The organism is Brachybacterium kimchii, from assembly GCF_023373525.1.
GTDB lineage: Bacteria > Actinomycetota > Actinomycetes > Actinomycetales > Dermabacteraceae > Brachybacterium > Brachybacterium kimchii.
Window position 1 is genome coordinate 2,246,155 of record NZ_CP097218.1, and the last position, 15,024, is coordinate 2,261,178.

12 protein-coding genes are annotated in these 15,024 nt (G+C 65.2%); 7 read left to right on the forward strand and 5 right to left on the reverse strand.

Going from position 1 to position 15,024, the window contains the following annotated elements; genetic code table 11:
* Positions 1 to 55 precede the first annotated feature (55 nt).
* From wecB to M4486_RS10555, 4 genes are all read right to left on the reverse strand, one after another.
* Positions 56 to 1,222: a non-hydrolyzing UDP-N-acetylglucosamine 2-epimerase gene (gene wecB, locus M4486_RS10540; protein WP_249477065.1), complete on the reverse strand. Its 1,167-nt coding sequence runs from the start codon at positions 1,220 to 1,222 to the stop codon at positions 56 to 58.
* Positions 1,223 to 1,286: 64 nt separating this feature from the next.
* Positions 1,287 to 2,303 (reverse strand): ABC transporter ATP-binding protein, encoded by a 1,017-nt coding sequence (locus tag M4486_RS10545; protein ID WP_249477066.1) that lies wholly within the window; start codon positions 2,301 to 2,303, stop codon positions 1,287 to 1,289.
* Entirely contained in the window at positions 2,290 to 3,186 is an 897-nt protein-coding gene (locus M4486_RS10550; protein WP_249477067.1) for an ABC transporter permease, read from the reverse strand. Before M4486_RS10550 ends, M4486_RS10545 begins: the two co-directional genes overlap by 14 nt.
* Positions 3,176 to 4,876, reverse strand: a complete 1,701-nt coding sequence (locus tag M4486_RS10555) for a glycosyltransferase (protein ID WP_346731782.1) — start codon at positions 4,874 to 4,876, stop codon at positions 3,176 to 3,178. The genes M4486_RS10550 and M4486_RS10555 overlap by 11 nt, the downstream gene beginning before the upstream one ends.
* A gap of 501 nt (positions 4,877 to 5,377) precedes the next feature.
* On the opposite strand from M4486_RS10555, the gene M4486_RS10560 reads away from it, so the two are divergent.
* The 6 genes from M4486_RS10560 (at position 5,378) to M4486_RS10585 (ending at position 12,381) form a co-directional block, all read left to right on the forward strand.
* Positions 5,378 to 6,148, forward strand: a complete 771-nt coding sequence (locus tag M4486_RS10560; RefSeq protein WP_249477071.1) for an ABC transporter permease — start codon at positions 5,378 to 5,380, stop codon at positions 6,146 to 6,148.
* 5 nt (positions 6,149 to 6,153) lie between these two features.
* Positions 6,154 to 7,224 carry a taurine ABC transporter substrate-binding protein gene (locus tag M4486_RS10565; RefSeq protein ID WP_249477073.1) on the forward strand — a complete coding sequence of 357 codons (1,071 nt, stop codon included), beginning with the start codon at positions 6,154 to 6,156 and terminating at the stop codon, positions 7,222 to 7,224.
* Positions 7,221 to 8,045, forward strand: a complete 825-nt coding sequence (locus M4486_RS10570) for an ABC transporter ATP-binding protein (RefSeq protein WP_249477075.1) — start codon at positions 7,221 to 7,223, stop codon at positions 8,043 to 8,045. Before M4486_RS10565 ends, M4486_RS10570 begins: the two co-directional genes overlap by 4 nt.
* Positions 8,046 to 8,140: 95 nt before the next feature.
* Complete coding sequence (locus M4486_RS10575; protein ID WP_249477077.1) at positions 8,141 to 9,607, forward strand: sodium/glutamate symporter; 1,467 nt, start codon at positions 8,141 to 8,143, stop codon at positions 9,605 to 9,607.
* On the forward strand, positions 9,604 to 11,229 hold the full coding sequence (locus M4486_RS10580) for an amidohydrolase (protein WP_249477079.1): 1,626 nt from the start codon (positions 9,604 to 9,606) through the stop codon (positions 11,227 to 11,229). Before M4486_RS10575 ends, M4486_RS10580 begins: the two co-directional genes overlap by 4 nt.
* 144 nt (positions 11,230 to 11,373) lie before the next feature.
* Entirely contained in the window at positions 11,374 to 12,381 is a 1,008-nt protein-coding gene (locus M4486_RS10585) for an LCP family protein (RefSeq protein ID WP_249477081.1), read from the forward strand.
* 32 nt (positions 12,382 to 12,413) lie between these two features.
* Here M4486_RS10585 and M4486_RS10590 read toward each other — a convergent pair whose 3' ends face one another.
* The gene (locus M4486_RS10590) at positions 12,414 to 13,715 is read right to left on the reverse strand and encodes a glycosyltransferase family 4 protein (RefSeq protein WP_249477083.1); all 1,302 of its coding nucleotides are present in this window, start codon (positions 13,713 to 13,715) and stop codon (positions 12,414 to 12,416) included.
* 194 nt (positions 13,716 to 13,909) lie between these two features.
* On the opposite strand from M4486_RS10590, the gene M4486_RS10595 reads away from it, so the two are divergent.
* Positions 13,910 to 14,929, forward strand: a complete 1,020-nt coding sequence (locus tag M4486_RS10595; protein ID WP_249477085.1) for an LCP family protein — start codon at positions 13,910 to 13,912, stop codon at positions 14,927 to 14,929.
* The last annotated feature ends 95 nt before the right edge of the window (positions 14,930 to 15,024 follow it).

Genomic DNA, 15,024 nt, shown 5'->3' on the forward strand with positions numbered 1-15,024 from the left:
TTCTCCTTGCGTTTATTTAATTGTCGATGTTGTCTTGAAATGTCGCAGTCGGGGGCTACGGAGCTATTCGAAAATCTGGTATCCTCTCCCCGCTTCCAAATTTCCACCGGATAGCCGCGATGGCCCGCTCCGCCGCGTGACCGTCACCGTACGGATTCACGGCGTTCGCCATCGCCTTTAGCGCCTCCTCTGAATCCAGAAGCAGCGACACCTCATCGACAAGGCGCTGCGCATGTGTGCCCACCAGCTTCACGGTACCTGCCAGCACCGCTTCGGGCCGCTCGGTGTTCTCACGCATGACCAGCACAGGTTTACCCAGGCTGGGAGCTTCCTCCTGCACGCCACCGGAGTCGGTAAGCACGATGTCCGCGAGTCCGAGGAGGCGCGTGAACTCTACGTATCCGAGCGGCTCGGTGAGGAGGACATTCGTCACCGCTTCGACCGCTGGCTGAATGGCCTTTCGGACCTCTGGGTTCTTGTGAAGCGGGAATACAACCGTGAGATTCGGGTACCTGTGCGCGAGTTCCGCCACCGCATGTCCGATATCCACCATCGCCGACCCGAGGTTTTCACGCCGATGTGCAGTGACCAAGAGGATCCTCCCGTGGCCCCCTTCAGCATGACTCCGCCGGAGGCGCTCCAGCCGCTCATCTTCAAAGTGTTCGGGGAGATTTTCCATGGCAAGCCGAAGCGCATCGATCACGCTGTTCCCCGTGACGACGATATTGTTCGCGCTGATATCCTCACGCGTCAGGTTGACCTTTGACGTCGCTGTCGGCGCTAGGTGCAGGGAAGAGATCTGGCTCGTCAGGCGGCGGTTAGCCTCCTCGGGAAACGGAGAGTCGATGTCCCCTGACCGGAGACCCGCTTCCAGATGTACCACCGGAAGGCGACGATTGAAAGCAGCGATGGCCGCTCCCAGTACCGTCGATGTGTCTCCTTGGACGAGCACCACATCCGGACGTTCCTTGTCCAGCACCGCGTCGACCCCGCTGAGGACTCGCGCGACGATCTCGTTAAGTGACTGCCCTGCGGTCATGATGTTCAAATCGTGATCCGGTACAAGTTCGAAAAGCTCGTTGACCTGATCGAGCATCTCGCGGTGCTGTCCACTTATCACACCGACGTGCTCGAGGTCCGGGGCCGCTTCGATTGCCTTGATGATCGGAGCGACCTTCACTGCCTCGGGACGGGTCCCGTAGATCGTCATGATCCGGAGCATCACGTTTCCTCCTGGCACATTGATTCACTGCACAGGTCATAGCCGTCCTCGAATGGGGCCGAAGTCATCGAGAGACTCCCGACGGATCATCGGTTTGTGTAGTTCCCACACGAGCACGCGTCTTCTTCCGCGGTTCCCGCCGCAGATGTCGAGGCACCCAATGGAGCTCAGGGCCGGGTCTAGCGGACTGGCGATCCTTCTCTCGCTGATCTTCACCCTCGCGGCGAGCATCGGCCAGGAGCCCGTTGGCCTTCGACATGTTCCCCTGTGCAAGATTGTGCGCGAACCATCTGTACTTACGCGCGACCTCGACAGCGTCCCCATCCATGACGACCAATCCCCGCTCAAGCCAGATGGCCCGGGAGCACATGTTCTCGATCGTCTGGGCAGCGTGGTTCACGAAGAACACTGTTCCGGCACGTTTGAGCATCGAATCCATCGCCCGCTTGGATCGCTCCATGAAGGTCGCGTCGCCAGTCGAGAGCGCCTCATCGATCATGAGGATTGATGGATCTGCTGCGAGGGAGATGGCGAACTTCAGACGAGCGGCCATACCCGATGAATAGGTGCGCATAGGGTGGTGTATCGCATCGCCGAGCGCCGAGAGTTCGATAACCTCCGGAAAGATCTCCTCGGCACGTGAGGGCGAAAGACCCATCGCGAGAGCACCGAGGGTCACATTCTGGGCACCTGTAAGGCTGGGAAGCAACGCCGCGCTCACGCCCAGCAGTGCGGGCTTCGCAGAAGTAAGGACCGTTCCAGAGGTAGGGGCTTCAAGGCCGGCGAGAACTCGCAGCAACGTGGACTTGCCGGATCCGTTTCGTCCGATTACCCCGATGAACTCTCCCGATCGAGCCGTGAAGGAGACCCCCCTCAACGCCGCCACTGAGACTTGCTGTGTGCGGCGCAGGCGTCCGCGAAGACCGTCGCGCGGCTCCCTGTCTGTGCGCTGGACGCGATAGCGGACTTTGATCTGATGCGCCGCCACGGTCAATTCTGACGATTCTGGAGCAATCCATCTATCAATAGATTCTTCGTCACTGTCGAGGGCCTTGGAAGTGCTGGAATCAGCGCTGTTCATCGCCGTACGTCGCCTCCCCTCGCCAGAAGAAGAGAAATCCGACAACGAGGAGTCCCACGGCCCACGCAGAGAGCACGATCCATGAGCGTGCTTCGGGAACGGTTCCATCCATCAGGATCTCCCTATACATATGCACCATCTGGAACACTGGGTTCGCCTGAATAATAACCGAGACAACGGGGTGAGTCAGGTACCGGTCGATCGGGAAAATGATCCCGGAGCCGTACATGAGTAAGCGGGAGACGACAGACATCACTTGAGCAACATCCGGTATCAGGAATCCGACACGTGCCATCAGCAGAGAGATACCCAGGTTCAACACGCACTGAAGCAGAAACAGCGGAACGATGAGCAGCCACGCGACCTGGGGATACTCATGCTTCGGTAGAACGATGATCATCACAAGCATCACAGTGACTGTGATGATCATCTGCATGGCAGCGCGCAGCTCGGCAGAGATGGGAAGGGCGGCACGCGGGAACGAGAACGCCCTGATCATCGCCTTCCCGGACTTGAGGATCGTCGGCCCTTGGCTGATGCTCCCTGTCGTCGACCGGAACATCAGCACACCAATCACGATGTACGCAGAGAAGTTGTCGACGCCCCTGTCGGCCCTGAGGATCATCCCGAAGATGACGAAATACATCGCCGCGTCCAGCAACGGTCTTAGGACGAGCCAGATGTTGCCCAGAATATTTCTGCTGTTCTGGGTAGCCACACGGTGGTGGGAGTCCATCCAGATGAAGTGTCGGCGGTTCCACAGCTCACGCAGGTACTCTGCGATGGAGGGCCGAACTCCGACTCGACTGAGCCCGGAGGGGTCCAGTCCGCGGCTCTTGAGGTCTTGGACTACCTCGGCCGCCGTTTTGACATCAGTCGCCACCCACGGCTCCTTCCCTGCACTCCCACTGAGCGCGGTCGTATGCCGCAACGTATCGTCTCACCATCGAGAGCCAGGTCCGTTCGCTGGCCAGTTGGTGGGCACGGTCTGCCAGGGCGGCTCGACGGCGGTCCGAATCCGCTAGGTCAACGATCGCCTGAGCGAGACCGGATGGATCTCCAGCTGGGGCGAGTGTCGCGCAGATCTGCCCACGACTGTTCGTGACGCATTCCCGCAAGGCCGGCAGATCGCTCACCACGACGGGCCGTCCGAGAGCCATTGCCTCGACGGGCTTCTGCGGAGTTACTGCGCGCGAGACGTCCAGGTCTAGCCGAGGCACCACGACTACGTCCAACGCTTGAACCCAGAACTTCGCCTCTTCTCGTGGGACTCGTCCAGGCATTATGACTCTGTCCTGAATCCCGAGTTCAGCCGCAAGTGCGATCAAAGAGGGTGCGGCCGTGCCATCACCGGCTATCACGACATGCAACCGATCCCGCACCACCTGCGAGACATGACTCGAGTGCAAAATTTCGGAAACAGCATGCAGAAGCACATCGTGGCCCTCGTAGGGAACCAGGGCGCTCACCGCACCGACAACGAAGGCATCTGGTGGCACATCTAGCCCAAGTCTGTTTCGCGCGCCCTGGGGGGTTAGGTCCTGGTCGAGAAGCGATTTTTCGACGCCGTTCGGGACCACAGTAATTACCCCAGCGTCAACACCCCGCCTCTCAAGTTCGTCTGCCATCGTCTGACTCAAGGTGATGACTGCTCCTGCTTGAGCAGCAAGTTCTCCCTCGCGCGCAGATACAAGAGAGGCCTTCTGTGACGCAGATGCGGCCTCTCGGGATGTGGGCGTGCGATGTGAAGCTATCCATGTCTGCTCCATCAGGCCGCGAACCTCAAAGACCCACGGAATACCGGTCTCGGCGCTGACGGCCTGTGCGACCAGAGCATTCCGATAGTCCGTCGTGGCGTGGAGCACGTGCGGATCGAACTCGTCGACTAACTCCATCGCCCTTGCAACCTCCTGCTCGAGACGACTCTCCGGAGTCTCGCCCAGACGCCCCGGAAGGCAACGTGTGTACCGAATACCGTCGACTAGATCTTCGTCTTTTGCCCAGAACTTTCCAACCATCACAGGGTAACCAGTGCGCGTAAGTGCGACGGAGTCGATACCTGCCTCGCTCATTGAGCTGAGGATACGATGAGTTCGCAGTGAGTAGCCGGACTGAGTGTGCGGGAGCGAGTTCGTGATAAAATGAAGAACGCGCCTTGGTTGCCCCGATCCGCTCAGGGCAAGGTGCCTCACTCGTCGATCGATAGAAGGCGCATGCAGTTGAATGCCTGGGCTCATTAGTCGACGCTCACTGCGAAGACGTCCAGCCTGAACTGTGCGCCCCAGTCCAGCCTCCTCAAGCACAAAGAGCGCCCCGTCAATGTCTCCAAGTGCCGTCTTCGCACGCGCTCGAAGCAATGGTGAGGCACTTGAATCGATGAGGTCATGGCGATCAAGGAGTACTGCGACCTCTAAACCCATCCTGGAGTGCACGCTGAGCGCCGACTTCGCGAGCGCAAGTGAGGCGAGGTCATCCCCGGCGACGAAGGCACCGAAGGAGGCAACCCCCCGGGCGCGCGGCCCGAGGACTCGTACCGACTGCAACACACGTCCCATTCGCGCGCGGGCCCCCATGGGGATCCGTCGCGCTACCTGGAGCACGAGCACGGCAGGGTCATCCCGCAGGTGCTGCCCGGCCGACGCCGCGAGAAGCGAACTGCTTCTGATGGCACGCGAGACAGCAGAGATGAGCACTTTCGGCTGGCCTTTCGGAGGAGGACGAGGCGGGGAGGATCCAGCGAATGATAGCGAGTGCTCGTGTCGCGGACCACCGGAGGGTGGCCATACCCCCTCATAAGCGCCGATTTGTTGTCATACGTCCGTTTGCCCGCGTTGCCACCCGGCTCCACGATCCCCGGCAGTGGTAACTTCCTGTCTGCCATCTCACATCCCTTCCCCACGAGAGCAGCGTCAATGGACGAGGACGCCCGAGAAACTGCTGGCAGTGCACTGCCGGCCCCGGCGCAGACCGCGGTCCCAGCCACCACGGAGCAGCCGACCGGACCCCCGCCAAGCATCCCCACACGCCGCTCCAGATCGCTGATCTGGCTGCGCAATCGCGGGATCCAGGTTGGCGTGCTCATCGTGATTTTCCTGGTGTGGACAATCGTCGCCGGGATGCATCTGGTCTCCGCGCAGTTCCTGCCCGGGCCCGGCACCGTCTGGAAGGCCTTCTGGAACGCGAACTCGTGCGTCCCCGTCGCCGAAGGCGCGCTGCGCAAGGTCTGCGGCGTGCAGAACTACTACCTGTGGGAGCACCTGGTCGCGAGCCTCCAGCGCATGGCCGTGGGCGTGGGCGCGGCACTGATCGCCGGCACCATCATCGGCTTCGCGATGGCCGCCTCGAAGTGGACCACCCTGGCGCTCGCCCCGTACCTCAACTTCATCCGCGCCCTGCCGCCGCTGGGCTACATCGGTTTGATCATCGTCTGGGTCGGCATCGGCGACGCCGCGAAGTACTGGCTGCTGTTCCTCGCCGCGTTCCCTCCGATCGTGCTCGCGACGATGAACGGCGTGCGCGACGTCTCGGCGGATCGCATCCAGGCCGCGCAGTCCATGGGCGCGAGCCGCTGGCAGTCGATCCGCTTCGTGATTCTGCCGGCGTCGCTGAACAGCATCGTCAGCGGCGTCCGGCTCGCGGTCGGCTTCGCGTGGACCACCGTGGTCGCGGCCGAGCTCAACAACGGCATCCCCGGCATCGGCGGCATCGCCTACCTCGCGGGCACCCAGCTGAACACGGCTCTCGTGATCGCCTGCGTGGTGCTCATCGGTGTGGTCGCGGTGCTCCTCGACGCCCTGATCGCAAAGCTCGGCGATCTCCTGACCCCCTGGCACGGAAAGGCGTGATCCGCGTGCTCCCCCCTCTTCGCGCGGCGCGCCTGCGTCGGGCCGGTGCGATGCTCGCCATCGCCGCGGTGGCCTTGACCGGATGCGTGCAGCCCGGCCGCACCGTCCACCCCGACTCGGACGTCGTCAGCGAGCCGTGCCCCGTGGACCCGGACCCCTCGATCACCACCACGGCGCGCATCGCCTGGCAGCCGATCCCCAACGGCGATCTCGTGGTCAAGGACCGCAGGATCCTCGAAAACTGCATGCCCAACGCGGACATCTCCTGGGTGCAGATGAACTCCGGCGGCGACGTGCTGCAGGCGTTCGGGTCCCGCAGTGTCGACCTCGCCCAGGTCGGTTCGAGCCCGGCCGTCAAGGGACGCTCGGCCCCGCTCGACGTCGACCTCCAGATCGTGTGGCTGCACGACGTCATCGGCACCGCTGAATCGCTCGTGGTCCGCGACTCCTCGATCAAGGACCTTAAGGGCCTCGGCGGGAAGCGGATCGCGGTGCCCTTCGGGTCGACCTCCCACTTCTCGCTGCTGAATGCGCTCCAGAAGGCCGGCATGAGCGGGAAGGTGCAGATCGTGAACCTCTCGACCGACGCCATGCAGGCCGCCTGGCAGCGCGGTGAGATCGACGCGGCCTGGGTCTGGGAGCCCACCCTCGGCGATCTCGCCGCCGACGGCACCGTGATCATGTCCAGCGCTGACACCGCGAAGACCGGCGCAGCGACTTACGACCTCGAGGCCGGAACCCGCGACTTCATCAATAAGAACCCGGAGTTCATGAAGATGTGGGGCATCGCCCAGGGCCGAGGCGTGGAGATGATGAGAGAGGACAAGGAGGCCGCCTCGGACTCCCTCGCCGCCCAGCTCGGGACGCCTCGCAAGGACGCCTTGAAGCTGATGAAGGGCTACGAGTACCTCACGCCCGCGCAGCAGCTCTCCGACAAGCACTACGGCAAGACCCTGCCCGAGGTTCTCGCCGCAACCGCCGACTTCCTGCTCGAGCAGAAGGAGATCGACGCGGAGGCAACGCCCCAGCAGTACGCCGGCATGCTCTACCCCGATGCCCTGGAGGCCGCACGATGAGCAGCGCAGCGCCACAGCCTGCGAGCGGACCCGCGCCTCGGCCGGTCGCGGAGAGCGAGATCGAGTTCCGCGACGTCCGTCATCACTACACGACCGACGGCGGCAGCTCCGTCGCCGCCCTCAGCACGGTCGACCTGGAGATCCCTCGGGGCCAGTTCGTGTGCGTGGTGGGGCCCTCGGGCTGTGGCAAGACCACCCTGCTGAAGATGATCGCCGGCTTCCTCACACCCACGGAGGGCACGGTCCTGGCCAACGGAGATCGGGTACAAGGCCCCGCGGCAGGACGCGGCGTCGTCTTCCAGAACGCGAACCTCTACCCCTGGTTCAGTGTGCTCGACAATGTGGCTCTCGGTCTTCGCATCCGTGGCATGGGCAAGGCCGAGCGTCGCGAGCGCGCCTCCCACTTCCTGGAGACCGTGGGACTGCAGGACTTCGCCGATTCCCGCCCGTACGAGCTCTCCGGGGGAATGCAGCAGCGCGCCCAGATCGCCCGCGTGCTCGCCACCGATCCGGACATCATCCTCATGGACGAGCCCTTCGGCGCTCTCGACGCGATTACCCGCGACAAGCTCCAGGCCGATCTTCTCGAGATCCATCGGTCGCAGCACAAGACGATCTTCTTCATCACGCATGACGTCGACGAGGCCGTGTTCCTCGGCAACCGCGTGCTGGTGATGAGCCCTCGACCCGGCCGCATTCTCCTGGACGAGGTCATCGACCTGGAATCCGTGCTCGGCCGCCCGCCGGGCAAGGAGATGCGGGCGATGCCGCAGTTCGTCGCTCTTCGCGAGCGCATATCGGGAGCGATCCAGGCGAGCTGAGGGTTCGCGATAACCTCCCCACGACGTCCATCACCGGCCCGCAGACCGACGATCGCTCCTGTGCTCGTCGCACGCGGCCACGGCTAGGAGCCCCCGTGTCAGCAGTATTCGGCCTTTCCCTCATCGGCGTCTTCTGTCTCCTCGGCATGGCACTGCGACGGTGGGTCCCCTTCCTGCGCACCAACATGGTCCCCGCCTTCGTCATCGCCGGGTTCCTCGGGGCCATCGCCATGAACGTGGGGCTCGCCGGGGTGATCGACGGTGTGGACCACACACTGTTCACCACGATCACCAGCGAGCTGTTCACACTCTCCTTTATCTCCATCGGGCTCACCCCGCCTCCGTCCACGACGAGCGACGATGAAGGAGGAATGCGCCGCACGCTGCTCCGAGGCGCCTGGGCAATGGGACTGACCTGGAGCTTCGTCTTCGTCGTGCAAGCTCTGATCGGGGTGGCCACCGTCGCCGTCACGGGCCGCTTCGGCGGGATGGACGCGGTCTATGGATTCATGGTCCCGTTCGCCTTCGCGCAGGGGCCGGGGCAGGCGGTCACGTTCGCGGGGATCTTCGAGCAGCAGGGATGGTCGAACGCCGTCGACGTCGGCCTGGCCTTCGCGTCGGCAGGTTTCGCCGTCGCATTCCTCGTGGGTGTCCCGCTTGCCAAGTGGGGCATGACCCGCGGGCTCGCCACCCATTCGATGGGCATCTCCGCCTCGGTCGCCAAGGGGTTCTTCCGCCACGACGAGGAGACGGAGTCCGTCGGCTCGGAGACCACCTTCTCCGGTAACATCGACACCCTCTCGCTCCACATAGCGCTCATGGGGATCTCCTATGTGCTGGCCCACGTGCTCGCCTGGATCCTCGGCTTCATCCCCGGGTTCATCGGTGACACGATGAGCGGGATGATGTTCATGAACGGCCTGCTCGCGGCCTATGCCGTGCGCTGGATACTGAGCAGGATGGGCGTCACCCATCTCATCGATCGGCAGCTGCAGGCCAAGATCACCGGCTTCGCCACGGACTACGTGGTCGTCGCATCCTTCATGGCGGTCCAGGCCGTGGTGGTCGTGGCGTGGCTGGTACCGATCCTCGTGACGTGCGTCGTGGCGACCGCGGTGACAGTCGTTCTGGTGTTCCTCCTCGGTCAGCGCTACGGCAGCGACCACGACTTCGAGCGCACCATGGGCATGTTCGGAACGCTGACGGGGACGACGCCCACCGGCCTCGCGCTGGTGCGTATCCTCGATCCCCGCATGCGGACCACCACGATGGCTGAGATGGGCCTGATGAACCTCCCCGAGATGCTCTACATCCCGGCGATGCTCACGATCTCCGCCGCCTTCGCCGGCAGCTTCGGCCTCCCTGCAGCGCTCGGCATCATGGCAGCCCTGACCGTCGCCTACTTCGTGATCATGCTCGTCACGCGCAGCATCGGTCGCCGTACCTGGACCTTGAGCGGACAGGTCCCGGACCCCGATGCTGCCGAGCCTGCAGCCCGGTCCGTCGATCCCGCCTGCCCCGCAACACCCGTGCACCAGCACTCGGAAGGACCCCACTCGTGAGCACGCTCTACCACTCCGGCCGAATCATCACCATGGCCGATCAGGATGACTCACCGGAGGCCGTCCTCGTGGAGGACGGCAGGATCACCGGCGTCGGCTCTCTTGCCGATCTCCGCGGGCGCGGCGCAGGCGTCATCGAGGTCGATCTGAGAGGCCGCACACTGATGCCCTCGTTCATCGACTCCCACGGGCACATGCTCCAGCACGGGATGCTCGCCGCCCTGGTCGATCTCGAGGGCACCCGCAGCATTGCGGACATCATCGAGGCCTTCCGCGCGCGGCTCGCGGAGCGCGAGTCCGGAGACACCTCCCCGCTGATCGGTGCACGGTACGACCCGTCACAGCTGGTCGAAGGGCGCCACCCCACGCGGGACGACCTCGACGCCGTCACGGCGGATCTGCCCGTCTTCGCTCTTCATCGCAGCATGCATGTGGCGGTCGGGAACTCGATCCTGATCGAGGCCGCGGAGATCAACGCCAGCACACCCGATCCCGAGGGCGGCCGATTCGGCCGGCGCGCGGATGGCACCCCGGACGGCTACGTGGAGGAGCACCCGGCGATGGCGGCACTCTTCACGGTCCTCGATCCTGAGGGAAAGGGCGGGCTGGTCCCCGGCGGCGCCGCCGACGCGTCCACGGCCGTCGCCCTCGCCGCCGAGGATTACCTGCGCCATGGCATCACCACCGCGCAGGAGGGCGCCGCCGATCCCGGCACCGTTGGCTCGCTCGTCGAGGCCGCGCGCAAGGGAGCGCTTCCCCTGGACCTCGTGGTCTATCCGATCGCACGCTGGGGCACCGAGGCCCTCGCGGCCCACGACGAATTCACGGGGGACTACGTGAGGCACCTGCGCCTGGGCGGATGCAAGATGATCCTCGACGGCTCCCCGCAGGCCCGCTCCGCCTGGATGAGCGAGCCGTACGAACCCATCCCCGGAGACGAGAAGCCAGGCTGCGCCTACCCCACGATTCCACCGGAACAGGTCGAGACCTGGACCCGCGAGCTCGCCGCAGCCGGCGTCCAGCTGATCGCCCACTGCAACGGCGACGCCGCCGCGCAGCTCTGGATCGACACCATCGAGCGGGTGGGCGCCCAGAACCCCGCCCTCCTCGACACACGCCCCGTCATGATCCACGCCCAGACGGTCCGTGACGACCAGCTCGACCGCATGGCACCACTGGGCATGATCGCCTCGATCTTCTCCGTCCACACCTGGTTCTGGGGCGACGCCCACATGACCAACTTCGGCCCCGTCCGCGGCAGGCGCATCTCCCCCGCCCGCTCGGCCCTGGACCGCGGCGTCCGCGTCACCCTCCACCAGGACTCCCCCGTCACGCCTCCGGACATGCTGCTGAGCATCTGGGCCGCCGTGAACCGCATCAGTCGCACCGGCCGGCCCATCGGCCTCGAGCAGCGCATCTCCACCTGGGAAGCCCTGCGCGCCGTCACCACCGACGCCGCGTACCAGTACGGCGAGGAGGAGTCCAAGGGCATGATCCGCGCCGGCATGCGCGCTGACCTCGTCATCCTCTCCGCCGACCCCCTCGCCACACCCCCGCAGGACCTCCGTGACATCGAGGTCCTCACCACCATCAAGGACGGCCAGATCGTCCATCAAGTGTGAGCAGGAGAAAGAGGACGCGAATCCGAGCCCAACAACCGCGCACGCGCACTCCACCTCCCCTCATTCCCTCCACATACCTCGCTACCTTTACGCGATCCCTTGGCTTAAAGTCACCTCGTACCCGCTCTTTTCCCGAGAGGCACCATGAACGAGGACTTCGATCTCCCGGAGGCCGACGGCGCGATCCGTCGCCGTCCCCGCCGTCGGCGCAGGACCGCCCTGATCGCCCTGCTCGTCGTCCTCTGCCTGATCGCCGTGGTCGGGATCGTGGTCGGTCGCTACCTGTACTCGCTCGACAACGCCTACCAGAAGCGCACGGTGGTCAGCCTCGACGACGACAACAGCGGTCTCAGCGGTTCGGGGACGAACATTCTCCTGCTCGGCTCGGACAAGAGGAACCCGCAGGACGCCGCGGCCGAGAAGGTCAGCGGCCAGCGCTCCGACACGATCATGCTCGTGCACATCCCCGCCGACGGCGGCGAGGCGTACATCGTCTCGTTCCCCCGCGACATCTACATCGACATCCCCGGCCACGGAAAGGACCGCATCAACTCCGCCCTCGCCTACGGCGGCCTCCCGCTCGCAGTCACCACCGTCGAGAACTACACGAAAACCCCCATCGACCACGTCGCCCTCATCGACTTCGACGGCATCCAAGGGCTCGTCGACTCCCTCGGCGGCGTCGACGTGAACATCCCGAAGTCCTTCGAGCGGGACGGCTCGACCTTCACCCAGGGCACACAGCATCTCGATGGCAAGGAGGCCCTGGTGTTCGCGCGCGAGAGGAAGTCCTTCGCCGACGGCGACTTCCAGCGCAACCGCGACCAGCAGCAGCTTCTCAAGGCGATCGTCGTGAAGATGATCAGCCGGGACACCCTCACCTCACCGGGGAAGCTCAAGGACGCGGTCGAGAACATCTCCCCGTACCTCACCACCGACGACGGTCTGGACTCCGGAACGATCGTGAAGCTCGGGCTCGCGAACCGGGGACTGCGCGGAAGCGACATGCACTTCCTGGCCGCACCGCACGGCGACCCCTACACCACCTCCGGCGGCGCCAGCGTCGTCGCGGGCGATGAGAAGGGCATGGAGGCCCTGCGCACCGCCCTGAAGGACGACACCATGGAGGAGTACGCCGCGAAGGCGGGTTGAGGCCGACGGCCGTGCAGGGTCGACCGCCCCGTTCAGCCCTCCCGGACCTCGGTGAGGATCTCGAGATACCGGCGCGCCAGCACGTCATCGCTCGCGTGCTCGCGCACCCAGTTGCGACCGGACGCGCGCACGGCGACCCGCTCGCGGTCGGCCTGCAGGTCCCGCCAGAGATCGACCAGCGCGTCGACGTCCTCCGGCTGAATTACGTCGCCCGCACCGGATGCCCGAACCACGTCGGCTGATTCCCCCGCCACCAGGGCGGTGACGTGCCGTCCCGTCGCGAGCAGCTCGTAGAGCTTCGAGGGCACGGTCCAGGTGAACGGCTCCCAGCTGCGCAGCGAGACCAGCACGGTGTCTGCCCAGGCGTACTGCTCGCCGACCTCTGAGTACGGGATGCGAGGGTGCACCTCAACCGGCGCACCGAGCTCCCGAGCGAGCCCGTCCAGGCGCTCCCTCTCGGCGCCGTGGCCGACCAAGCGCACCCGGATCGGCACGCCCTCCGCGTGCACTCGCGCCGCCGCCCGCACCACGGTCTCCAGACCCTGTGAGCGCCCCATGTTCCCCAGATACAGGCAGCGCAGCTCTTCATGTGCCGGGACGTGGTCGCGCTGGGGCTGGACGACGTTGAGATCCGCGCCGTTGCGCACCACGTCGACCCGGGCGATCCCGCGCTTCCTCAGCACGCCCGCGAAGCGAGAGGTCGTGGTCACCACCTGGGCGGCGTCGCGCTGCCAGGCGGAGACCAGCAAATGCACCTGGGCCTTCACAACCCCGATCGCCTGGCGCGGAAGAGAACGCCGCGGGGGCCGGGCGGGATCAGGGGCAGGAGGATCCTCGCCGCCGGATACCCGTTCGTGGCGCACCGCCGCCCCCACATGCGTCACGAGATCCGGCCACGCATCCCGCATCTCCACGACGAGCGGCACGCGCCAGAGCCGGGAGAGAATCGTGCCGGCGAACAGGCTGTCGATCGCCGGAGCGGTCGCGATGATGACGTCGGGCCGCGCGGACCGTCGCCGGAAGCGCAGCAGGGATCTGCGCAGGCCGTCTATCGCCGCGAGGGCGTGGTCCGCGCTGCGCGTGACGATGTCCCCTCGGTGAGCAAGATAGTGAGTGCGCACGATGGTCTCCCCGTGCATCCCGGTTTCGGTGCCGCCGACGTGGTGGCACTGGGCCTGGTCAGCAGTCGGTCGACCCGCCGGGTAGTGCGGAACAGGGGTCATCACGGTCACCTGGTGACCGGCAGCGATGAAGCGCCTCACGAGCGCGGACCAGCGTCGCTGGGGGGCTCCGAACTCTGGGGCGTAGTAATGGCTGATCAGAAGAATTCTCATCCAGTTCCGGACTCGGGGAGTGACCGCTGGGGAGCGGAGGATCCTGCGCAGGCGCGAAGGGTCCGAGGGAAGGAGGGCGTGCCTAGAGTATCGCCGAGTTCCGCGGTCAGACATGGGCCATCCTGCAGCACGGGCTCCCGCTCCGCGTGCCGTATTGTGCCGCCTGACCCCTGCCGTCCCCGACTGGGAGCTCCATGTCTGACCCCACCGATCTGCCCGAGGGAACGGGAGCCGTCTCTCCCCGCCGTCGCCGCTGGAGAGGAGTGCTGATCGCGCTCCTCATCGTGGCCGCTCTGGTCGCCACCGGCGGGATCATCGTCGGCCGCTACATGCACTCGCTCGACTCCGCCTACCAGAAGCGCACGACGGTCAGCCTGGACAAGGGGTCGTCGGATGGTGACCGCAAGGCCGGCGGCAGCGGGCAGAATATTCTGCTTCTGGGATCGGACAAGCGCAGCGCGCAGGACGCGGGCTCCGAAGGCGTGTCGGGACAGCGCTCCGACGCCATGATGCTCGTGCACATCCCCGCCGATGGCGGCGAGGCGTACATCGTCTCGTTCCCCCGCGACCTCTACATCGACATCCCCGGCCACGGAAAGGACCGCATCAACTCCGCCCTCGCCTACGGCGGTCTCCCCCTCGCAGTCACCACCGTCGAGAACTACACGAAGACCCCCATCGACCACGTCGCCCTCATCGACTTCGACGGCATCGAAGGTCTCGTCGACTCGCTCGGCGGCGTCGACGTGAACGTCCCGGAGTCCTTCGAGCGCGGCGGCACGACCTTCACCGCCGGGACGCAGCACCTGAACGGGAAGGAGGCGCTGACCTTCTCCCGCGAGCGCAAGCACCTCTCCGGAGGCGACTTCGCCCGCAATCAGAACCAGCAGCAGCTGCTCAAGGCCGTCGCGATGAAATTGATCAGCGGCGACACCCTCTCGTCCCCGGGGAAGATGCGTGACACCGTCACCGCCCTCTCCCCGTATCTCACCACCGACGACGGACTCACCTCTCAGGCCATCGTGAAGCTGGGCCTCTCGAACAGGAATCTGCGGGGCAGCGACCTGCATTTCCTCGCCGCGCCGCATGGCGATCCGGCGACGACCTCCGGCGGGGCGAGCGTCGTCGCGAGCGACGAGAAGGGCATGGACGCCCTGCGCACGGCCCTGAAGGAGGACAACATGGAGGAGTACGCCAAGCAGATCGCGGACTGAGCATCCAGCCCTCAGCGGATCCGGGTCGGTGCAGGGTTCAGCGCCAGCATCCGCACCGAGGTCGCGATCAGGAGCCCTTACGCACACCGATCTGC

Bases quoted from the DNA above. Each gene is read 5' to 3' on its own strand.
- wecB (WP_249477065.1), bottom strand. From the start codon at position 1,222: ATGCTCCGGATCATGACGATCTACGGGACCCGTCCCGAGGCAGTGAAG.
- M4486_RS10545 (WP_249477066.1), bottom strand. From the start codon at position 2,303: ATGAACAGCGCTGATTCCAGCACTTCCAAGGCCCTCGACAGTGACGAA.
- M4486_RS10555 (WP_346731782.1), bottom strand. From the start codon at position 4,876: ATGGGGGCCCGCGCGCGAATGGGACGTGTGTTGCAGTCGGTACGAGTC.
- M4486_RS10570 (WP_249477075.1), top strand. From the start codon at position 7,221: ATGAGCAGCGCAGCGCCACAGCCTGCGAGCGGACCCGCGCCTCGGCCG.
- M4486_RS10585 (WP_249477081.1), top strand. From the start codon at position 11,374: ATGAACGAGGACTTCGATCTCCCGGAGGCCGACGGCGCGATCCGTCGC.
- M4486_RS10590 (WP_249477083.1), bottom strand. From the start codon at position 13,715: ATGAGAATTCTTCTGATCAGCCATTACTACGCCCCAGAGTTCGGAGCC.
- M4486_RS10595 (WP_249477085.1), top strand. From the start codon at position 13,910: ATGTCTGACCCCACCGATCTGCCCGAGGGAACGGGAGCCGTCTCTCCC.